General features: G+C 56.1%; 16 protein-coding genes. 11 read left to right on the top strand and 5 right to left on the bottom strand.

The genetic code is table 11. From position 1 onward, the window contains the following. The first annotated feature begins 2 nt into the window (after positions 1-2). The 6 genes from BLP10_RS10735 to BLP10_RS10710 all read left to right on the top strand — a co-directional run bounded on the left by BLP10_RS10735 (position 3) and on the right by BLP10_RS10710 (position 3,944). Positions 3-179, top strand: a complete 177-nt coding sequence (locus BLP10_RS10735; RefSeq protein ID WP_091134161.1) for a Flp family type IVb pilin — start codon at positions 3-5, stop codon at positions 177-179. 104 nt (positions 180-283) lie between these two features. Beyond that, on the top strand, positions 284-799 hold the full coding sequence (locus tag BLP10_RS10730) for an A24 family peptidase (protein WP_091134158.1): 516 nt from the start codon (positions 284-286) through the stop codon (positions 797-799). Between the two features lie 34 nt (positions 800-833). After that, complete coding sequence (gene cpaB, locus BLP10_RS10725; protein ID WP_091134156.1) at positions 834-1,595, top strand: Flp pilus assembly protein CpaB; 762 nt, start codon at positions 834-836, stop codon at positions 1,593-1,595. Positions 1,596-1,634: 39 nt separating this feature from the next. Further along, positions 1,635-2,969 (top strand): CpaE/TadZ family protein, encoded by a 1,335-nt coding sequence (locus tag BLP10_RS10720; protein WP_091134154.1) that lies wholly within the window; start codon positions 1,635-1,637, stop codon positions 2,967-2,969. Positions 2,970-3,018: 49 nt separating this feature from the next. Beyond that, the gene (locus BLP10_RS10715; RefSeq protein WP_175493873.1) at positions 3,019-3,528 is read left to right on the top strand and encodes a TadE/TadG family type IV pilus assembly protein; all 510 of its coding nucleotides are present in this window, start codon (positions 3,019-3,021) and stop codon (positions 3,526-3,528) included. Positions 3,529-3,584: 56 nt separating this feature from the next. Beyond that, on the top strand, positions 3,585-3,944 hold the full coding sequence (locus BLP10_RS10710) for a TadE/TadG family type IV pilus assembly protein (protein ID WP_175493872.1): 360 nt from the start codon (positions 3,585-3,587) through the stop codon (positions 3,942-3,944). 18 nt (positions 3,945-3,962) lie between these two features. Here the strand turns inward: BLP10_RS10710 and BLP10_RS10705 are convergent, their stop codons facing one another. Beyond that, the gene (locus BLP10_RS10705; protein ID WP_091134148.1) at positions 3,963-4,448 is read right to left on the bottom strand and encodes a pilus assembly protein N-terminal domain-containing protein; all 486 of its coding nucleotides are present in this window, start codon (positions 4,446-4,448) and stop codon (positions 3,963-3,965) included. A gap of 286 nt (positions 4,449-4,734) precedes the next feature. Between BLP10_RS10705 and BLP10_RS10700 the strand changes: the two genes are divergently transcribed. Genes BLP10_RS10700 through BLP10_RS10690 form a run of 3 tightly spaced genes read left to right on the top strand, consistent with a single transcriptional unit; the run spans position 4,735 to position 8,123 of the window. After that, a complete protein-coding gene (locus tag BLP10_RS10700) occupies positions 4,735-6,126 on the top strand; it encodes a TadA family conjugal transfer-associated ATPase (protein ID WP_425286947.1) in 1,392 nt (463 codons plus the stop codon). A gap of 24 nt (positions 6,127-6,150) precedes the next feature. Further along, positions 6,151-7,146: a type II secretion system F family protein gene (locus tag BLP10_RS10695; RefSeq protein ID WP_091134144.1), complete on the top strand. Its 996-nt coding sequence runs from the start codon at positions 6,151-6,153 to the stop codon at positions 7,144-7,146. A gap of 8 nt (positions 7,147-7,154) precedes the next feature. Then, a complete protein-coding gene (locus BLP10_RS10690; RefSeq protein WP_091134142.1) occupies positions 7,155-8,123 on the top strand; it encodes a type II secretion system F family protein in 969 nt (322 codons plus the stop codon). A gap of 63 nt (positions 8,124-8,186) precedes the next feature. Here the strand turns inward: BLP10_RS10690 and BLP10_RS10685 are convergent, their stop codons facing one another. The 4 genes from BLP10_RS10685 to glgA form a co-directional block, all read right to left on the bottom strand. Further along, entirely contained in the window at positions 8,187-9,545 is a 1,359-nt protein-coding gene (locus BLP10_RS10685) for a pilus assembly protein TadG-related protein (protein ID WP_175493871.1), read from the bottom strand. Between the two features lie 147 nt (positions 9,546-9,692). Beyond that, positions 9,693-12,323 carry a hybrid sensor histidine kinase/response regulator gene (locus tag BLP10_RS10680; protein ID WP_091134138.1) on the bottom strand — a complete coding sequence of 877 codons (2,631 nt, stop codon included), beginning with the start codon at positions 12,321-12,323 and terminating at the stop codon, positions 9,693-9,695. Positions 12,324-12,366: 43 nt separating this feature from the next. Beyond that, complete coding sequence (locus tag BLP10_RS10675) at positions 12,367-13,095, bottom strand: LuxR C-terminal-related transcriptional regulator (RefSeq protein WP_091134135.1); 729 nt, start codon at positions 13,093-13,095, stop codon at positions 12,367-12,369. 905 nt (positions 13,096-14,000) lie between these two features. Further along, positions 14,001-15,530, bottom strand: a complete 1,530-nt coding sequence (gene glgA, locus BLP10_RS10670) for a glycogen synthase GlgA (protein ID WP_091134134.1) — start codon at positions 15,528-15,530, stop codon at positions 14,001-14,003. 271 nt (positions 15,531-15,801) lie between these two features. On the opposite strand from glgA, the gene treZ reads away from it, so the two are divergent. Further along, positions 15,802-17,622, top strand: a complete 1,821-nt coding sequence (gene treZ, locus BLP10_RS10665) for a malto-oligosyltrehalose trehalohydrolase (protein WP_091134131.1) — start codon at positions 15,802-15,804, stop codon at positions 17,620-17,622. Beyond that, positions 17,619-22,463: a malto-oligosyltrehalose synthase gene (gene treY, locus BLP10_RS10660; RefSeq protein WP_175493870.1), complete on the top strand. Its 4,845-nt coding sequence runs from the start codon at positions 17,619-17,621 to the stop codon at positions 22,461-22,463. The genes treZ and treY overlap by 4 nt, the downstream gene beginning before the upstream one ends. Positions 22,464-22,508: the final 45 nt, after the last annotated feature.

Below are 22,508 nucleotides of genomic sequence, written 5' to 3'. Positions count from 1 at the left end.
CGATGAAGTCTCTCCTGAAGCGCTTTTCGAAAAACGAGTCCGGCGCAACCGCCATTGAATACGGCTTGATTGCCGGTTTGATCGCAGTTGTAATCATAACAGCAGTAGGCCTGATTGGCACCGAACTTGAAGCAGTCTTCAACCTCATCCAGACCCGTCTTGGCACAATCACTCCCTAAACTTCAGCCCTTTCGTTTACCGGATTATTGCGGAGGGGGATTTCCCCTCCGTTCCTTTCTAGCTTTAGACATTTTTTACACCGTGCAACTGTCAAGGAGCAGGCATGACGATCCCGGCTGTTGCAGCGCTCACCGCCAGCCTCTGCTTCGCGGCAGCGACGATCTGGGCAGGCCTGATGGATCTCGCCACCATGAAGATCCGCAATGAACTCGTTCTCTTTCTCCTGGCCATCTATGCGGCATTGGCACCCCTTGCAGGGTTCGGAGCAGTGCAAATCGGCCTGAGCGCCGCTGTAGCGTTTGCTGCTCTCATCTGCACATTCATCTTCTTCAGCCTTCGATGGATCGGCGGGGGCGACGCCAAGCTCATCTCAGTCGTCATTCTCTGGCTCGGCGCCGAACACGTCCTCCCCTACGTTCTGTCCATGGCTATCTTTGGAGGCGTGCTTACGCTCATCCTCCTCCGCTTTCGCGCGATGCCGCTTCCAGCCTTCTGCAACGGCATACCTTGGGTCGAGAAGCTCCATGCGAAAGAGACCGGCGTTCCTTACGGCGTCGCCATTGCGGCAGCAGCGCTCTTCATCTTTCCAAGCACGCCTTGGATGAAAGTGCTGTCATGAAGCAGATCATCATCGAAGCGAGAGGAATTTAACGATGCTGCGCATCATTATTCTGGTGATCGCTATTGCTGCCGGCAGCCTTGCCGGCTGGCTTGCTTTATCGATGAGGCCGGGAGTGGCTGTCACGACCGTGCAGGCGCCCGCGCCGCAAGTTGCCATGATCGATGTTCTGGTAGCCTCCTCGGATCTGGGTCAGGGGCTGACCTTGAGTGACAAGGCACTTCGGTGGCAACCCTGGCCCGCCACGGCGGTTAGTCCTGGCTTCATCACCCGCTCCGAACAGCCCGAAGCTTTGAAAACGCTGGCGGGCGCCATGGTGCGCAGCCAGTTCGTTTCCGGCGAGCCGATCCGTGAAGACAAGCTGTCTCGCGGTTCCAACCTTCTTGCTTCCTTGCTCGCTCCCGGAAAGCGCGCCGTGGCCATTCGTGTATCGGTCGAAAGCACAGCCGGCGGTTTTATTCTGCCCAACGACCGCGTCGACGTCATTCAAACCGTCGCTCGGCCTGGTCCTAACCAGACCGAAAATCTCAGCCGGACGATCCTGACCAACATCCGCGTCCTCGCCGTGGATCAGAAGGTGGAAGAGGCCAAAGGCCAGGCTGCCACCGTCGGCAAGACGGCAACCCTCGAACTCAGCCCGTCCCAGGCTGAAGCCATTGCGGCCGGCCAAGCAACCGGTCTTCTCTCACTTTCACTCCGCTCCGTCGCCGACAACGGCGACGAGCCTATCCTGAAGCCGGAGAACGCATCAGTCCGCATTCTCAGGGCCGGCCAAAGCGAAGTCGTAAAGTTCTAGACATTCGAAGCGGTAGGCACTCCGCCGGAGCGATCCCCTATGACAGACCTGACCCTTGACATGGCAGACAATCTCTCCCGCCGGATCGCGGAACCGGATACGAACACCGTTTTCTATCCTGAAACGCTCTCTATGCACGCCCGCGAGGCCGTGCGGATTCCTCGGATTGTCATCGAAGCGTTCTGCGACACATCAGAAGTTGCTGCTGCCATTGAGAGCTCGGCTCGTGACCGCCTGATGGCCCGCACCCGAGTGACGGTTCGCATGGGCGGAGTTGCAGCAGCTATCGCGCATTACCAGCACGCCCCTACCCCAAGCCTTGTGATCATCGAGAGCCATTCTGCGGGTGATCTGTATCTTGCCGATCTCGACCGGCTCGCGGAAGTCTGCGACCCGGGAACCCGCGTCATGGCCATTGGCCACACCAATGACATTGGGTTCTATCGCGATCTGATGAAACGGGGACTGAGCGAGTATCTTCTTGCTCCCATCACGCCCGTTTCCCTGATTACCTCCATTTCAGGCGTCTATGGAGAAAGCAGTTCGGGAAAACTGGGCCAAACCTATGCCTTCATAGGTGCCAAAGGGGGTGTTGGGTCCTCCACCATTGCTCATAATATGGCATGGATGATCGCCCGGCAGCAGCAATCCGATGTTGTTATTGCGGATCTAGATCTCCCCTTCGGCACCGCAAGTCTGGACTTCAACCTCGATACCGGTCCCGGCCTTGCGGAGGCCATTCAGGACACGAGCCGTCTCGACGAGGTACTGCTCGACCGTTTGCTGACGAAGTGCGGCGATCACTTGAGCCTATTGTCTGCACCTACGGACCTCGAAAAATCCTATGACCTGGGTCAGCGCGAGCTTGAGGCCTTGATCGAGGTGGCGCAGTCGAGCATCCCTTTCACGATCCTTGATATGCCGCATATGTGGACCTCTTGGTCGAGGAACATGCTGACAGCGGCGGATGAGATCATTATCACGGCAGTTCCCGACCTCGCCAACCTTCGCAATGCCAAGAACATGATCGGCGTGCTGAAACAGGCCCGCCCGCACGATCCTCCGCCGAGGCTGATCCTGAACCAGGTTGGGATGCCCAAGCGGCCAGAGATCAAACCGAAGGATTTTGCCAAAGCAGTGCAACTCGAACCGATTGCCTGCATACCCTTTGACGCACACGCGTTTGGAACAGCGGCGAATAAAGGCCAGATGGTCGCGGAAATCTCATCCAAAGGGGCTGCACATAAATCCTTCCGAGAGATCGCGGATCTGCTCACAGGCAGGAAAGATGCGAAGAATACACGAAGGGGCTCGATCGATCTGGCAACGTTCTTCGGCAAGTTGAAGCGAAATTCGCTCCCTGGGAGAAAATAAGGTAGGCCACAGTGATATGACTCGGGCGATGCTCACAATGACCTGCAGAGTGATCGCAGGCTACAAGCACGGGCGCTTCTGGGGCCTTACCGCTGCATTCCAACGCAACCGTGATGGCGTCTCGGCCATCGAATTCAGCCTTTTCGCCCCGATTCTGATGCTCGGCTTCGTAGCGGTTTCTGACCTTGCATTTCTCGCCCAGCAGAAGATGTCGATGGATCATGTCTTAAGGGCCGCAGCCCAAGAGGCTATGAAGGACAAATCGGCAAGCTCGACAGCCCCTGAGGTGACGAAGATCCTGAACCTCGTAGCTGCCGAAGGTTTTGCTGTCGGCAGTACGACACCGGTAGGGGGAAAGCCGCCTCTCACAGTGAGTGCTTCGCGATACTGCGTATGCCCGGACAATATCAGCGGCCCTCACCTTCCCGCCTGTGCGGCAGTATGCACAGGCGAAAAGCTCCCTGTTGCCTTTTACGAGATCACAGCTGAAAGTAGGTCCACCAGCATGATCCTGCCGTCCACGGCTTTGAAATCGAAAATTCAAGTTCAAGTCCGATGAGGTTGATCCTCAACAGGGTGCTTCGTTTACGCCGATGCAATCGCGGGTCGACCGCTGTGGAATTTGCTCTTGTCGGGATGCTCCTGATCGGCGGGTCCCTGATCGTCATCGACGGCGGACGCGCCTTATGGATGTATCATAGGCTTTCGGATGCCATAGAGCGTGCTGGGCGCAATAGCCTCCTGCATCCCATGACCGATAATCAGATCAGCCTCGAGATTGAGAGGCAATTTCCAGAGCTTGGAACAGATACACCCTTGGCCGAGAGGCCGAAGGTCGAAATTACATCCGATCCGGATTTCAGAACGGTCAAGGTGAGCTTGTCTCTTAAAACCGTTGTACCGATTTCCACCGCAGGCACGTTGGATCTGTCGCTCAGACGCCGCTTTCCGAAAGCTCCCCCGCCGACCTCCTGATCTTGGAACTCTTGCGCTTTATTTGGATGGTTCGGCCTTTCCGACAGGCCTGCAGGTGTCGATGCAGGAGTACACTTGCTGTGCGGCTCCGTGATAGACCGTCGTCACCTGGTTTGCGCTGGCAGACACACTAATTTTCACATGCGCGATCTCACGTCCGGCTTCTCCCAAGACGATTAGGTTCGTCGCGCCGACCGCCTTTCCGGTGAGCACCATATTATACTCATCGCTCAGGGTGCCATCGACAATGCCCGGGTTCCCGATGATAATCGTCCGAGCTGGGTGCTCGAAGGTAAGGATTTTCGCGAAATCGAGCGCAACCGACAGGGTAGATTGCTCGGAACTGATGCGAAGGCGCGCGTCCGTTGATGACAACGCTCCCAGTGGCAATGACTCGTCCGCTCTGCTCAAGCCGGGAAGACCGAGTGCTCCCAGCACCAGCGCCGCAGCCGTAATCTTGAGAAGCGAGCATCGCATGAAGAATGTCCGATCGATTGGCATCATTCTTTGAAACCATTTCTCATGCTGTACAGGCAATTAGGCCATATGGCCGAACCCGATCCGGTCCGGTCCTAGACCATGAAGCTGAATGGACCCTCGTACCACCTAAGCTCTAATAAGAGCTTGGGTTGGCAACGCGGCTGAGAAACGGGCCGCTTGACCAGGGGAAGACGAGGCTTTCATCATGTTCGGCAAGAGGAGCCTGCAAGAAGAGGGCTTTAGAAAAGCCCCTGCCCGCTCGCAGGACTTGCAGCTGGACCAGCATCTTTCGACATCAGCCTCTGCCCCTCTGAGACAAACTCCGCCCGTGAAGTCGCCCCCCAACGCCTCTTCTGCTTCGCCCTCAGGTTCTCCAGGCCAGAGCGATGCTTCCGCACGGGCGCACGGAGGTCGCAAAACAGATGAATACTACAGCCTGAAAGCACAGGTCTTTGCGACTCTGATAGAGGCCATCGATGTCTCGCAACTCGGAAAGATGGATCTTCGGGAAGCACGGGAAGCCATCGGCGAGATCGTCAAGGATATCGTGACGGCGAAGAAATTCGTCATGTCGATCGCCGAACAGGACGAACTTCTGCAGGATATCTGCAACGACGTTCTCGGTTATGGCCCACTCGAGCCCCTTCTGGCCCGCGACGACATCGCCGACATCATGGTGAACGGTGCGGGTACGGTGTACATTGAAGTCGCCGGCAAGGTACAGAAGACCGACATCCAGTTTCGCGACAACGCTCAGCTTCTGCATATTTGCCAACGTATCGTGAGTCAGGTCGGCCGCCGCGTCGATGAATCCAGCCCCATCTGCGACGCTCGCCTCCCAGATGGCTCGCGCGTCAACGTCATTGCCCCGCCCCTGGCTATCGATGGACCGACCCTCACGATCCGAAAGTTCAAGAAGGACAAGCTGACGCTCGACCAGCTTGTGAAGTTTGGGTCGATTACTCCCGAAGGCGCCACGATCCTTGAGATCATTGGCCGCGTACGTTGCAACGTGATCGTTTCTGGCGGCACCGGCTCAGGCAAGACGACATTGCTGAACTGTCTGACGCGCTATATCGAGCCAGGGGAACGCATCGTGACCTGCGAGGATGCGGCTGAGCTGCAATTGCAGCAGCCGCATGTGGTTCGCCTTGAGACACGTCCGCCGAACATCGAAGGCGAAGGCCAGGTCACCATGCGCGATCTCGTCAAGAACTGTCTGAGAATGCGCCCTGAACGTATCATCGTAGGCGAGGTGCGCGGCCCCGAAGCGTTCGACCTGCTCCAAGCCATGAACACTGGCCATGACGGATCCATGGGCACTCTGCATGCGAATTCTCCCCGCGAGGCGGTTTCCCGCATTGAGTCCATGATCACCATGGGTGGGTACAGTCTCCCATCCAAGACGATACGCGAGATGATCGTCTCGTCAGTTGACGTGATCGTTCAGGCTGCACGCCTGCGCGACGGATCGCGCCGCATCACACATATTACCGAGGTCCTCGGACTTGAAGGCGATGTCATCATCACTCAGGACCTTTTCACCTACGAAATCCTGGGTGAGGACGCAAAAGGCGATATCATCGGGCAACATCGCTCTACAGGCGTAGGACGCCCCCGTTTCTGGGACAGAGCCCGGTATTATGGAGAAGAGAGACGCCTAGCCGCAGCCCTTGATGCTGCAGAGAAAGCCGCTGGCTAGAACCGAGAGGGCAAGTATCCGATTATGCTCATCCCCGAACTTATTCCCGTCTACATCGCCTTGCTCGTGACCTTCTGCGCCGGTGGCGTAGTCATTACTCTCTTCTATTCCTATTTCGAGCGCCGCTCGGACAGCTACAAGCGTTTCGCAGCCATTGCTTCGTCCGGCCCATCCGTCAACCGCTCGGCAGAGAATGATGAAGCCAAACGGCGTAAGGCTGTCGATGTGACACTGCGCGATCTTGAGGATAAGCAGAAGATCAAGAAGACTTCCAAGCTCACGCTATCCGCACGAATTCGGCAGGCCGGCCTGAACTGGCCTCTGAAAACCTATTATTTAATTTGCATCATTGCAGGATCACTATCCTTCGTGGCGTCCTTAATCGTTTTCGGGCTTGGCCCATTCTCTTCTGCCGCCTTCGGACTGACTGGTGCTCTGCTGATCCCCTACCTCTACGTGAATGGAAAGAGGAGCAGTCGTTTCAAGAGTTTCTCGATGGAGTTCCCGAATGCCGTCGACGTGATCGTACGCGGCGTCAAGGCAGGTCTCCCTCTTGTGGATTGCCTGCGCATCATCTCTCTGGAAGCACAGGAACCTGTCAGAAGCGAGTTCCGCACGATCATCGAGGATCAAACGCTAGGTCTACCGTTGGATGAATCGGTTCAGAAGCTCGCCGAGCGTATTCCTCTTCCGGAGGCGAACTTCTTCGCCATTGTCATTTCCCTGCAGAGCAGGACGGGCGGCAGCCTGTCGGAAGCCCTATCGAATCTTTCCAAGGTGCTTCGCGAGCGCAAGAAGATGAAGGCCAAGATCAAGGCCGTGAGCTCGGAGGCAAAGGCTTCCGCAGGCATCATCGGCAGTCTCCCGGTGGTCGTTGCAACCCTGATCTATCTTACGTCGCCGGATTATATCAGCCTTCTTTTCTCCACGACCGTTGGCAACATCACACTTGCCGTTTCCGGCTTCTGGATGCTGGTCGGCTGTCTCGTCATGCGCAAGATGATCAACTTCGATTTCTGAGGCATGCCATGAACCCTGCTGCCCTCCTGCCGAATCCCGACTTGATCATCGCCTTCTCTGCCGCCATCTCCGTCTGCGGGGCTATCCTCGTTGTTTCCTGGCCTTACTTTGCTCGAGACCAATTGAGCGCTCGCATGGTCCAGATGGCGAATGAGCGCGAACGGATCAGAGCGCGGGAGCGTGCCCGTCTCAATGCCAAAGCCAAGACGCCTTCCCTTCGCAGCGAACCTAAGAAGCTATTCAAGGATATCGTAGAAAGGTTCGATCTCGCCAAGCGCGTCGAGGACGGCGATCTTGCCCAAAAACTGCGAATGGCAGGCTATCGTGGCCAGAGTCCCGTCGTCACCTTTCTGGCGGTACGCGCGATCGCGCCTATCGCAATGTTTTTATTCGCTATCCTATATGTCTTCATCGTTCTTCGTCTCCAGCACCCGCTCTTCGTGAAACTGGGCATTGCCGTCGCTGCGGCATGGCTTGGCTACTTTGCGCCGCAACTTTATATTTCGAACAAAATCAAAAAGAGGCAGGAAGCCATCCGCAGATCTTGGCCGGACGCGCTTGATCTTCTGTTGATTTGCGTCGAGTGCGGCATGAGTGTCGAGAGCGCATTGCGCAAGGTTTCAGATGAAATCGGCGCTCAATGCGTCGAGCTTTCCGAGGAGCTCAGCCTGACGACAGCCGAGCTGTCATATTTGCAGGATCGTCGAAAGGCTTACGAGAACCTGGCGGAACGCACCGGCCTCGATGGGGTCAAAGGAGTTGTGACCAGCCTTATCCAGTCGGAAAAATACGGCACCCCTCTGGCGCATTCTCTGCGCGTGCTTGCGCAGGAGAACCGGGACATGCGTATGAACGAAGCGGAGAAAAAAGCCGCGGCCCTGCCGCCCAAGCTCACGGTTCCGATGATCCTATTCTTCCTGCCGGTTCTCTTCGCCGTCATCATCACACCGGCGGCTATCCGGATAGCAAACCTCTGATGAAACCTATGGCTGTCTGTAGGAAGGCCTAGTCCACTAGGGACTGGCCGCAAACTCGGCCTCTTACTCGACAAGTTGCACGATCTGGCCCGTCAAAACAGTCTTTGTCCCAGCCCCTGCGCAGGCGGCTCCCATCTCAATTCTTGAGTTGCCCGTAAAGGTGACCGCATCGGCGATGATCTGGAGGCAGCTCGACTCAGCCCTCGTTGTCCCAAGAAACTCGATCCGTGAGCCCGGCAGGTAGACCGCACCTTTGATGCTCGTGGTACTTGAGTTGCCGTTGATCCTGAAGACCTCGCCGCATTCAAGCGGCGAGTCCTCGCAACTCGCACCAAAGAACACGAGACCCGAATACGGTCCGGCGGTTGGAGCAGTCAGGTCAAGATCGGCGGAACCAGAAATTTCGGCAGTCGTGTTATTAGCGAAGAAGAAGGTTGCGCCGTTCGACTTCAGTGTGGCCTTGTTGTTCACCTTCATATTGCCGCCGGTGATGATATAGAGCCCTGGCCCGAAGGTGGCAGTTGCGTTGGACGCAACCTCGATCCCATCACAGAAGACTGAATATGCGCCATAGACCGGATGTGGGTTCTCCTTCGGGAGGATCGACCCGGATACGGTCCTGTTCTGGCATGTATAACCCGAGACGGATGGCTCAGGGACATCTGCATAAGGATCAGCGGCTGGGGGAGCATTCTCCTGCACACTGGTGCAAACTTTTAGGTCCAGCAGACTGGGGGATGGGTTCTTGACCGAAGATCCGCCTACCGTGCTGATGCAATCAGCAGTGAGATCTGCTGTAGAGTTTGGCATGTAATAGGCGTCGGACTGAATGGAGTTCGAGACAACGCTGCAATCGTTGAGTGTCACGCTGGTGTTGCCGGACACTTCAACGGCCCTCGATTTTGTCACAGAAAGAGCGACCACGCAGGCAGGAGAACCTCCGATGAGCTTGGCGACCGCACGCGCCCTGATCTCGATAGGAGCATCGGAGAAGATCGAAGACAGAAGCCGTGGCTTTGTCTCGGAAAGAATGACCTCCACAGCGTTGTTGTCGCCAACCGATCCGCCGGCAAGCGGAGGGTTATTTACAGTCATGTTCACTGCCGAAAAATGGGTTGTCCCGGACGCCGGATCCGCATCGGACATGACAGGCATAAAGCCAGAGGCCGATGCCACCTGAACAGCTGCCTGCTTTAGAAGGGCCCCATCTTCCCCGACTCTCTTGCGAACGGTGGATGCATGCGCGGCCACGTCCGCTGCATGCTGCAGCTTTCGCTGCGTATAGTACCAATACCCAGTCTCGCCTCCCAGAGCCATTCCTCCGATGATCACCGGCGACATGATCCCCATGGCAACTGCCGTCGCACCGCCCTCCTCTTTCCAGAGCTTGCGCATCCGCAGCACGACATCTGATCTATTCATTCGGGATTGGAGTAGCGACATCATTCACATGCTCTCCTTGGGCGGCTCCAGGGGCTCTTACACGCCTAAAGCCAGCCTAGGTTAGCAGGCAGATTGGCCCATTTCAGGATAAGGTTCCATTCGCCTGAATGGCCTAGGCCACGTGCGCTATGCAGGCATAGCCTCGTCCAAGCTGGCTATCACATCCCGCGCAGCACGTGCCGCTTCACATGCCCTCTTCAATGCCATGGATATATCGCCGCCGGTTTCGCATTCCCTTTCGAGAGCAGTACACAATTCTGCAAGCTCAGAGAAACCCAGAAGAGCGGCTTGTGATGTGATCGCATGAGCCGTCTTCGCGATTTCCCGGCGCTCCAAACTCATGAAATCTTGAGAAGCAAAGGTTGCCCTCAGCTGCTCATCGAGCCGCCGAAGCCAATGCGAAATTCCTTCCGCGCCGATGGTATCGCGAAAATCGGCGAAATGCTTCTCTTGAAAGAAATGTCCGTCGGAAGGGCTCGCTTCCGGAGCGACGTGGTTTTCCGCGCAAGGAAGCCATTCGCTCATCTTTCGCAGCAGATCGTCCCGCCGGATCGGCTTCCCGATATGATCATTGAATCCTGATTGCAGGCAGTCACGGACCTGCTGCGGCAGAACGTTCGCGGTCATCGCAGCGACGAAGACATTACGGCATGGATGGTCGAGCGCGCGTATGGCACGTATGGCGGTCAGGCCATCCATACCCGGCATCTGAATATCCATCAGCACGAGATCGTATGATCGGCTTTTGATGCTCGCGATGGCTTCTTCGCCATTGGAGACGACATCCACAGTGTGGCCTGCGGCTTCGAGCAAGGTCTGCGCCAACTCGCGGTTGATATCCACATCTTCCACGATGAGAACGCGAGCTTGCTTCGTCGTCAGCGGAATATCCGCCGGTGTCGATTGCGATACCGGCATTTCCCCATGCGGCAGAACCAGTTCTATCCAGAAGGTTGAGCCCTTCCCGAACTCGCTCTCTACCCCTATCTGTCCTCCCATCAGCTCCACAAGGCGCTTGGAAATGGCAAGTCCTAGTCCGGTACCGCCAAACTCCCGGCGAATGGAGGGATCACCCTGAGAAAAGCGCTTGAACAGACGGCTATGCTGCTCCGGCGCGATACCGATGCCGGTATCGCTGATAGAGATCCGGATTAGCTCCCCTGATGGAGTTGCGCCCTTACAATCGATCCTCGTGATGATGTGACCTTCTCGCGTGAATTTCACGGCGTTGTTCAGAAGGTTCAGAAGCACCTGCCGCAGCCGTGCTTGATCGCCCAGAACGATCTTGGGAATGTTCTGGCCCCACGCGATCCGAATTGGAACGCCCTTCTTGCCTGCGCCGCTCGTAACGATGGAGACCGTATTGTCGACGAGAGAAATCAGCGAGAACGGCTCGATCTGCAATGCAATCTGGTCGGCCTCGATGCTGGAGAAGTCGAGGATGTCGTTTGCAACTGTCAGAAGCGCGGAGGCTGAAACCTGGATCAGATCCGCATAACGCCTCTGCTTCGTGCTGAGCCTCTCATCGAGAAGCTGCTCAGTGTAGCCGATGATGCCATTCAAGGGAGTTCGGATCTCATGGCTCATGGAGGCAAGGAAGTTCGTCTTTGCCTGGCTCGCGATATTGGCTTGGCCTAGAGCCCTCTCGGCCAAGTCCTTGGCCGCAGTCAGCTCTTTCTCTCGATCCGCGACAGCCTTCGCCATGCGGTTGAAAGCGCGTTCCAGGATGCGAACCTCGCCGGATCCCTTATAGGACGAGCTTACGTTGAAGTCCCCATGTTCGAGCGCCTCCGCTGTCTGCACCAGACCACGCAAGGGCCGTAGAATGAGTCCCTCGACGCCCAGCATGCCCAACAGCAAGGATCCGCCTATAATGACAAGGATCAGGAACAGCCGGTAGCGCAGCGCCTCATCGATTGGCCCGATCACCGATGCCCTGCTCAGGCCCACGGCTAGAATGGCGTCCGTTCCTGGCAGCATCCTGAATACGAACAGGCGCGGCACACCTGAGAGGTCATCCAGTTCAGAGCCACCTTGAATTCCGCCTAGAGCCTTGCTGACCACCTCATGGCTCTGCAAATTACGGCCAACCAGCTCATTTCTAGGCGGGTGATGCGCGACAAGCGATCCGTTGCGGTCAATGACGAGCATATTGACGTCAAGGTTCGAGTTCAGTTCCTTAACGGAGCGCTCATCCAAAATTCCTGGATCGATCTCTGCGGAAACCACCGCAGCAATCTGTCCCCCATCGAGCACCGGCATGGCAGCAGTTAACCTGACCTCCCCTGTGACGGCACTGGCGCTCAACTCGCTCAAGGCAAATGCCTCACCCTTAAGGACACGTGCGAGGAGGTCTCGCCTGAGAGCATCCGCGGCTTGATCCTGGGCATGCGCGCCACAGATCTCATTCCCCTGGAGATCCGTTACGCGCAGCGATGTCATCCACCGATACATGCCGAAATGCCGCTGAACCGCGCTGACGCATTCGGGACCTCCAGCTCGTAAAGCCGGCGTCTCGCTGAGATGATGCAGGATTCCCTCGGCTTCCTCGATTGCGCGGCTTTGCCGTTCGACAGCATATGTGATGAGGATATCGGCTCTCTCACGCGTGGCTTCGATAGCGAGCTTGCGCTCATCGCTCGCGAACTGCACGAGGGCTGCGCTCAAAGGCGCCAAAGCGGCGATGCCAATCAGAAGGAAACGCCAGATCAGGCTATCTCGAGGCAGCTTAAGGAACCTCGCGCCCGCACGCATCATGTCAGTTTACTCCAATCACCGTCATCACATACCTTGATGGGGGCTATGTGCTGCTCATCAGGTTACGACTGCGATTAGGGTAAGGGCGCGCGCCAGCCACGGCAGCTGCAGCACGATTGTTGACGCCGAAATACCGAAAGATTGCCGCCATATGGATTTTCACCGTCCCCTCGCCCAATCCTAGAGCCAGCGCGATTTCCTTATTCGTCTTTCCTTTTACGAGCAGATCGAGGACATCCCGTTGTCGCGGGGTTAACGGGCTTGACGCCTCCATAGGTTCTGTAACATGAGCAGAAGAAGGCTCCGCCTTTTCAACGAGGAACCTGCTCGTTTCTTCATCGGAGGTTTCGACTGCAGAGGAGATATCGGCCAAGCATGGAGGGACATAGATCCCGCCATTGAAGATCGTCTGAAGAGCCGCAGCAAGATCAGTGATGCTCAGGCTCTTGAGCATGTAACCATGCACACCCGCTTCCAGAGCGAGAAGAATGTTGCGACGGTTGCTTGATGCGGAAATCACCCCCACCTTGGCGCTGGGAAAGCACTCTCGAACTGCGCGCAAGTTGGTAGGCGTTCTCATTCCAGGCATGGAAAGATCGAACAAGGCGATATCGATATGGGAATTCTCCCCTAATCGCTCGAGCGCCTCATCAAAAGAACCGGCTTCTATGATTGTCGAGAAGCCGAATTGCCGGCTCAAGATAGCCCCGGCAGCCATCCTAAAATACGCATCATCATCGGCGACTAGGCCGATGCGCGCAGGCGCCCCCATCAATACTCCCCCCTGTTATAAACCCTGTCTGATCGACAAGGACAGGATAAAAATCAATTCTTTATAATTACCTGTTTCAACTTGCCGCACCTTAAGCATCGATAGCAATAAGATACATTGTTCCAAGTTGTCCGATGGTTTCTATTAAGCGCATATTTGCAAGAACTCTAGAATGCCCTTCGGAATCTAACATTAGGCTCCTCGCCTTGAGAGTTCAGTCTTGCTCCCAACTCAATCTCCATGAAACGCAGCGACTGCGCCAGATAGGACTTATACGGATTTTGACCCGCTCTCAGACCTAGCTAACTTGGCACAATATGTTTCATAGTTACACAGGCTGTGGCGCACACTTCGCTTGCATACATGCAAATTAATGCTCTGTATGTTGTATTCTTACTGACAAGTCCATAGGCATTTGAGAGGGAGAATCCGACGCTCCCTGTGCGATAATGCAATAAAACTTCAGTGAAAGGCAGGTATCGCTGCCCCTAGACTCCTTCTCTAGAGCCTTGGAGGACGATAAACTAATTGGAAGTTGATTTCGTGAGAGTCTGGACAAACGCCTTCCAGCATTCCGCCTCATCAATCACCGATTACCAAAGATCCGGGCGACCTAAAGCATAAAGCCAGACTTATTCACGGCGACCGCATCAATCCAGCAGCCCGCAATGGCAGTCCATTCCGGTCGACAAATTGCGGCGGAATTTGGCAGGAATAATTTTAGCCAGAATGAGTGTGTTCAATACACTCGAGCAATAGACCATCTGCCGAACATAAAAGCAGGTGAAGACCCGCATCAGCACATCCTTGGTTTCGTGCTACCTAGCAAAACCTTGATGGCCTAGCAGATATCTAAAGCGGGACACTTTCTCTTGGCCCCGCCCTCTGTTTACAGTTCCTAGATGTTAGGCCCAAGCTGCAGTCTGGCAGGCGCGCTCGTAAACCTCCTTGTACTTGGAAGCGGAACTATCCCAGCCATGAGGCCTCTTCATTGCTGCTCGCCGCATAGCGGAGAGGCGCGGCCTTGAGCGAAATGCATCAAGCCCTCTCTTGATGGCATCCGTAAACCGATGGAGACAGGGTTCGCCGAAGAGGAACCCATTGACGCCGTCTTCGATGGTATCCGCCAAGCCGCCGGTTCTATGGGCAATCGGCAGAGAGCCGAAACGCTGCGCATACATTTGGCTCAGGCCGCATGGCTCAAAGCGTGATGGCATGAGAAGGAAATCGCTGCCAGCATACATGCGACGCGCATCGCCTTCGTCGTAACCGATCCTGACGCCGACGGAGCCCTGATGGCGCCGAGCCAAGGCTTGAAGTTCAGCCTCGAACCGTGCCTCCCCCTGCCCGATAACCGCGATTTGGCCACCCTGCGACACAATTGTTTCAGCTGCGGAAATAGCAAGATCGACGCCCTTCTGATGGACGAGGCGCGACACGACAGCGAACAAAGGTCCGTTGGAAAGAGCGAGCCCAAAGCTCTTGCGAACGGTGTTGGCATTCGCGCGCTTCCCGCGAAAATTTTCTGCGGAAAACCGGCTGACCAGATACGGATCCTTGCTCGGATCCCAGCTCGGATCGATCCCGTTGATGATACCATCCAGGCGGCCCTGTCTTGCACGGGTCCGCAAAAGCCCATCGAGACCGCAGCCGAATTCAGGTCGCGTGATCTCCTGGGCATATGTCGAGCTCACTGTGGTGATGTGCGAGGCATAGAAGATTCCTGCCTTCAGGAAAGACAGCTTGCCGTAGAATTCAACACCGTTGATATGAAACGCAGCATCGGGGATGCCAAGGCTCGGCAGACGATCGCGTTCGAACAGTCCCTGATAAGCAAGATTGTGAATGGTCAGGATTGTCGGGATGTGCTGACCACGCCATGCGAGATAAGCGGCCGCCAGACCCGATGGCCAGTCATTAAGGTGCAGCAGGTCTGCTTGCCACAGCGGATCGCCATTTCCACAAGCGATGTCAGCCGCGGCCAAGCCAAGGCGCGCGAAGCGGATATCATTGTCGCTCCAATCCTGCCCGAAGGAATCCACATAGGGCGAGCCGTCGCGCTCATACAATTCCGGACACAAGAGTACGTAGACGGTCAGCCCGTCCTTGGTCGTGCCACGCCCCAGACCGCACTCCGGAATTCCGAAGGATGCCGGAAGGCGAGCAATTTCTTCAACAGCTCCAATCTGTGAGAGCACCTGACGATAGCCAGGTATGAGGATGCGCACATCGTAGCTGTGCCGCAGTGCGCGGGGCAATGCCGCAGACACCTCACCGAGACCGCCGGCTTTGATGTAATCGGCTATCTCAGAGGTGACGAAAAGGATGGATTGCTTGCGTACTACTGAAATCGAAGGCCGACGATCAGAATGCAGATCGGCATGTGAAATCGTCGCGAAAGCCGCACCGGCTTCCGAGTGAAGTGTTTCCAACATGTTACCACGATGGCGCGCTCCCCAGTGACCCCTCGCGCCTACAGAAGGTCGGGCTTTTAACGCGTAAAGGTCGAGAAGGTTCCGCAGAAAATTTCGGATATTTTTGGCTACCCGGTCCCTCTGCCGCCCTATTGCCGAGCTTCACCTATCTACTCATCTGAGTCTTCGACCATGCAGAAGATCCACACAAGCTTGACTATATTTTTCGGGCCCCTCGGGAACCTTGCATAGCGAAGCTCGTTCGCATGTGCCCCGAACTTTTGGAGATATCATGCGGCGAATTCACCCGATGCCTTTTGGGGCTGAAGTCACCAGTGAAGGTGTGCGCTTTGCGCTGTGGGCGCCGACGGCAGCGGACGTCAGGCTCGTTCTCAACGGGGCTGAGCATACTATGGATAGGGGCGGCGATGGTTGGTATCGCCTCTTAACCCCAGAAGCTCAGCCCGGAAACCTCTACGGATATAAGATCGACGGGAATCTGATCGTGCCCGATCCAGCCTCCCGCTTCCAGCCAGACGATGTGCATGGGCAAAGTCGCGTAGTCGATCCTCACTCGTATGAGTGGGGAGATCAATCTTGGTCGGGGCGCCCTTGGGAAGAGGCGATTGTTTATGAAGTGCACGTGGGCACGGCAAGTCCTGAAGGGACATATGCCGGTCTCATGACTAAACTCGAAGCACTGCGCGATCTAGGGATCACCGCGATCGAGCTAATGCCGATCGGAGAGTTTCCCGGTCGTCGCAACTGGGGCTATGACGGGGTGTTGCCCTACGCTCCCGATGCCGCCTATGGCGAGCCTGACGATCTGAAGCGTCTCATCGACCGCGCTCATCAACTCGGAATGATGATGTTCCTCGATGTGGTCTATAACCATTTCGGCCCTTCCGGGAATTATCTCCATGCCTATGCGAAATCCTTCTTCACGGAACGGCATCCGACACCATGGGGCGCGGGGATCAACGTGGATGGTAACGAAAGCAGTACAGTCCGCGACTTCTTCATTCACAATGCGCTGTATTGGCTGGCTGAGTATCACTTCGACGGATTGCGGTTCGATGCAGTCCACGCCATCGTCGACGATAGTGAACTCCATTTTCTCGAAGAGCTTTCTACGCGCATCCGTCAAAACTTTCCCGGGCGCCGGATCCATCTTGTCCTGGAGAACGAAGCCAATCAGGCGCGCTGGCTTGAGCGGGACTCCAGTGGACGCCCACGCTTCCACACAGCCCAATGGGCCGATGACATCCATAATTCCTGGCACGCTCTGCTGACCGGCGAAAACGAAGGCTATTACGAGGATTATGCTGATGCACCTCTCGCGCGCCTGGGTCGCGCGCTTGCGGAAGGCTTTGCCTATCAAGGCGACCCTTCTGCTCACAAACCTGGCGTCATCCGCGGAGAGCCATCGGCACATCTGCCGCCGGCAGCGTTTGTATCATTTCTCCAGAATCATGATCAGGTCGGGAACCGTGCGTTCGGTGAGCGTCTCTCTCACCTCATTCCTCCTGACCGTCTTGGACTGGCGCAGTCCGTCTTCCTTCTTTCGCCGCATATTCCGTTGATATTCATGGGCGAGGAATGGGCTGCATCGTCACCGTTCCAATTCTTCGTCGATTTCGAGGCGGATCCGGACCTTGCCAAAGCCGTCTGCGAAGGGCGCCGAGGCGAGTTCAGGCATTTCAAAGCCTTCTCCGATCCTGAGACCGCCAAGAACATTCCCGATCCAACGGACAGAGCAACCTTCGAACGTTCGAAACTCGATTGGACAGAGATCAGCCGCCAGCCTCATCGAGAAGCATTAGTTGAGACAAAACGCTTGCTGCAGCTGAGGAAGGACGAGATCGTGCCTTTGCTCAAGAGCGAGTATCGCGGCTCACGCTATGCCACGTCTCAGAGCATTCTCGATGTAGTCTGGATCTTCGAGAAAGGAAGCCTTCGCATTCTTGCGAACTTCGGTGAGGAACCTGTTTCATCTGACATTGGCAGTGGCGGCGCACGATTGCTCTGGTCCAATGCGGATCACGCACTCGCCAATGGTACTATTCAGCTCAAACCGTGGAATGGAATCATCATGAAAGAGGCATCCGCATGAGCAAGCTGGATGCTCTCCTAGAACGCATGGCCGGACTTGTCGGGATTTCCCCGAATTATGCAGATGCTTTCGGCAGAAGGATCGAGACTAGCGAGGAAACGCGAAACGCTATTCTGGCCGCATTAGGTCTCGGCACCGGGTCAGAAGCTGAAGCGCAGCAGAGCCTTGCTCGACTGGAGAAGCTGAAGAGCAGTCCGCTTCCTAGTGTCATCACCGCTCTCTCTGGAAGTTTATCCGCGATCCCGCTGCAGGGTGAGCTTGGACCTGCTCAATGGAGAATTACCGAGGAAGATGGAACTCAGCATGAAGGTATGCTCACAAAGGGAGAGACTGCGTTGCAGCTCCCTGCCCTGCCTATGGGTTATCACCTTCTCCAAGTCGGTGATTTGGAAGCCACTCTGATCGCATCTCCTGAAAGCTGCTGGCAGCCTGAAGCGTTTCGGGATGATAAACGTTTTTGGGGTGCAGTAGCTCAGGTTTACTCGCTGCGATCTGAGCAGGATCTTGGCATCGGCGATTATTCTGATGTCGCACGCCTAGCAGAAGGTGTCGGCGGACGGGGCGGATCTTTCCTAGGACTCAGCCCTGTTCATGCCCTTTTCGCAGCCGATCGCACGAAGATCTCTCCCTACTCTCCCTCTTCCCGACTTTTTCTGGAAGCGCCCTTCATTGATCCAACTGTAGTCGAGGGCTTCATCGAGAGCGGTGCTAAGCAGATTCTGGAGAAGCCTGACGTACAAAAGCGCTTAATTCACCTTCAGAACGCTCAGTTTATCGACTACCATGAGGTGTGGGCTATCAAGCGTTTATTGCTGGATACCCTATGGAGCCATGTCCAGCAGACCATCAAACATCCTGAATTCGAAACCTTCCGAAAAGCAGGAGGGCAAGCTCTTGAAGCGCATGCTACCTTCGAAGCTCTATCCGAGCACTTTCGTGAGCAAGGGTGCAACTGGATTGGCGACTGGCCGGAAGAATACCAGGATATCCGCTCCTCCGAGGTCGAGCGTTTTCGCTCCACGCATGCGGAGCGAATTGAATTTCATCTCTGGCTGCAATGGCTCGCTGATCGGCAATTAGCCGAGGCCGCAAAACGCGCAAGGGCGGCAGGATTATCGATTGGGCTTTACCGTGACCTCGCCGTCGGAGCCGATGGCGGCGGTTCCGAGATCTGGGCGACACCTGAGCGGTTCGCTCCCCGCCTTGCCATTGGCGCTCCACCCGATCCTCTCGGGCCACAGGGGCAGAATTGGGGCCTTCCTCCTTTCAACCCTCTCACTTTGGAGGAGCAGGGGCTAGCAGCTTTCCGTGATCTGGTTGCCGCGAACATGCGCCACGCTGGCGCAATCCGCATAGATCATGCTTTTCAACTTCAGCGTCTCTTCCTCATCCCCTCGGGTGCCGCTGCCTCACAGGGGGCTTATGTCGATTATCCTTTCGAGGCGATGCTTGCGGTTCTGCGTGTCGAAAGTCATCGCGCCCAATGCCTTGTGATTGCGGAAGATCTTGGCACTGCCCCAGAGGGTTTTTCCGATGCCATCATGGCATCGGGCGTGCTCAGCTACCGAGTTCTGCCTTTCGAGCGCGAAGGGTCGGACTTCAGGAAGCCCAATGACTATCCACGCTCAGCTCTTTCCGTTCTCACGACCCACGACCTTCCAACCTTCAAAGGCTGGTGGCGAGGTCTCGACATCGATCTGCGTCAGACACTGGGCGTGTTTGATCCTGAGGCAGCATCCGACGAACGAGAAAAGCGGCAGATTGATAAGGAGAGCTTCGCTAGAGCTCTGACGGAAGAGGGTTTGCTATCTTCCGCCGATCTTCCGATAGAGCCTCCGCTTGAGGGAACCGTGCGCTACCTTGCTCGCACCTCTTGCGTCCTCATGGCCTTGCAGATTGAGGATGCGTCAGGCGAGCTGAATCAGCCCAACATGCCTGGGATGGATGATGGACATCCCAATTGGCGTCGACGTCTCTCGAATACCATTGAATCTATCGTGTCTTCCAACAGCCTTCTGTCGAAACTCTCCACGGCACTCGCAGAGGAAAGACGAGATGCTCACAGCCGAACGAACATCCTGGCTTCGGCTCCGCCTCGTGCCACATATCGGCTCCAGTTCCATAAGGACTTCACCTTCGACGATGCCGCCAAGATCGTTCCCTATCTGGCGAAGCTCGGGATCAGCCATGTCTACTCGTCGCCTATCCACACGGCCACTCCAGGTTCGACACATGGCTATGACATCACGGATCACTCCGCCATCAATCCTGAACTTGGAGGAGAGGAAGGATTCCGGCGGTTATCAGACACACTCGCCGAGCATGGATTGAAGCTCCTGCTCGACATCGTGCCCAACCATATGGGCGTGGGCGGGGAGTCGAATGGCTGGTGGCTTTCGGTTCTGGAGTGGGGAAAGCTGTCACCGGTGGCCGATGCTTTCGACATCGACTGGGAGAGACCTGGCGCACGTGGCAAGCTCATTCTGCCGGTTCTAGGGAGCACTTATGGCGAGGCCTTGGAAAACGGCGAGCTACAACTGAAGTTCGATGCGGATGAAGGGAGCTTCAGCGTGTGGCATTGGGAGCACCGGCTCCCTATCTGCCCTTCGACTTATCCGTTGGTTCTCGATTCCGTTCTGGCGATCTTCAACGGCGGAGCCAAGACCACTGAACTACTCACGCTGACGGAGCGTCTGCGCACGCTGGCTGAACCAGCTTCGGACGCTCATCTGTCTTGGCCGGAAGAAGGAGATCGGCTGAAACGCCGTTTGAAGGAAATGGCTGCGGCTCATCCGGCAGTCAGAAGAGCTATCGACGCCGCGCTGGCGAGCCTCAACGGCACACAAGGCGTTCCTGATAGCTTCAATGCCCTGCATCGGCTTCTGGAGGCGCAAGCCTACCGCCTGACTTACTGGCGGGCGGCTTCAAGCGATATAAACTATCGCCGCTTCTTCGACATCAACAATCTCGCCGGCATGCGCGTGGAAATTCCTGAAGTGTTCGCGCGCACTCATAAGCTCATCACCCAATTGGTAAAAGACAATCGCGTCCATGGCCTGCGGATCGACCATATTGACGGCCTGGCGGATCCTGAAGGTTACACTCGCGCGCTGCAACGACAAGTCGGACCCGGCTTTTATGTCGTCGTCGAGAAGATACTTGAGCCTGAAGAGCAACTACGCCCTTGGCCGGTGGCCGGCACAAGTGGATATGATGTGCTCAACCTGATTGACGGCGTTCTAACCAACCACGCAGCGGAAGAGGCGTTCGAGCGCATCTACCGAGAAGCATCAAACATTTCCGATGATTACGATAAGCTCCTGAAACGGGCTAAGTTCGACATCATCCGGGTCAATTTTGCCAGTGAGCTAGAGGCTCTGGTTTTAGATATCAAGGCAATTGCTGACGCCAATCGACATACGCGCGATTACACGACCTATGCCCTGCGGCAGGCGTTGGTAGAGATCATCGCCGCTTTCCCGGTCTATCGCAGCTATATTACCGACAGAGAAGCCGCACCGGCCGACGTTCAATTGATCGAAGACACCATCAAGACAGCAAAGCAAACCAGCGCCCTTCCCGATCATAAGACACACGATTTCGTCGAAGCCGTCCTGTTGGGTAAATCCGCAATTGCCGACTTTACAAATACCCGACAGTTCAAGCGACGTTTCCAGCAGTTGACCGGGCCAGTCATGGCGAAGAGCCTGGAGGATACGACGTTCTACCGATATGGCCGCATGATCGCATTGAATGAAGTCGGTGGCGATCCTGGACATTTCGGTCTCACGTTGCAGGATTTCCACGAGGCGAATGCTCAGCGTGCCCGTGATTGGCCTTATTCAATGATCGCAACGGCCACCCATGACACGAAGCGCGGCGAGGATGCCCGGGCGCGACTTCTGGCGCTCTCGGAAATGCCGGAGGAATGGGAGGGAATCCTAAGGCTATGGCGGGAGACCGTCTCTCCTCATCTTTCGGAGGTCGGTGGCACTCTCGCTCCTGACGCCAACGATCAGGTGATCCTGCTGCAAGCCCTCTTGGGCGCCTGGCCTCTGGAGCTTCTCGAGGCCGATGATGACGCTCAGCTGAAGAATTTTCATGAGCGCATGAAAGGTTTTGTCACCAAAGCTCTGCGGGAGGCGAAAAGACAAACCAGCTGGATCAGTCCCAACGCAGCTTATGAGGAGGCTGCGCAAAATCTCCTGCAAGCCGTGCTTTCCCCAAAGAGCAGCATTCTTGATCGGCTTCGCCCCTTTGCCCGGCGTCTAGCCGTGCTGGGCATGCTCAATGGGCTGTCCCGCACTGTGTTGAAGATGACCCTGCCCGGCGTACCTGATATCTATCAAGGTACGGAATTCTGGGACTTCTCTCTCGTCGACCCGGACAACCGGCGCCCTGTCGATTATGCACTTCGCGCTCAAAGCCTTGATGGAGAGCCTGACCTGGAGGCGTTGCTGACGCACTGGCATGATGGCCGCATCAAACAACAGATCCTTACGGCGTTGATGAGAGACCGGGCCGAAACTCCTGGGCTTTATGCCGAAGGGGATTATCAAGTCATCCAGGTCGAAGGCGAGCGTGCTTCTCAGGTCGTCGCCTTCTTCCGAGGACATGGGGACGAGAAACTCGCTGTAATCGTGCCTCGACTCTGGACCAGCCTGCCTTCAGCAGAGCAATTGCAGTTTAATCAAACAGCCTGGCTTGGCATGAGTGTCTCTCTACCTGAAGGCCACTGGCGGAATGTGATAACAGGATCTTCCATTCAAAGCGGTGGCGATGGGCACCCGCTGAGTGCCATCCTGTCACCCTTCCCCTTTGCTGTTCTTAAGCAGGCATAGAGAAGCGATAGGGATGGATGCCCTTCTCTCACTCATTCATCTGGT

This window comes from Microvirga guangxiensis (assembly GCF_900102135.1).
In the GTDB taxonomy this organism is placed as follows: Bacteria; Pseudomonadota; Alphaproteobacteria; order Rhizobiales; family Beijerinckiaceae; genus Microvirga; species Microvirga guangxiensis.
This window is presented reverse-complemented; position numbering and strand designations above follow the sequence as displayed.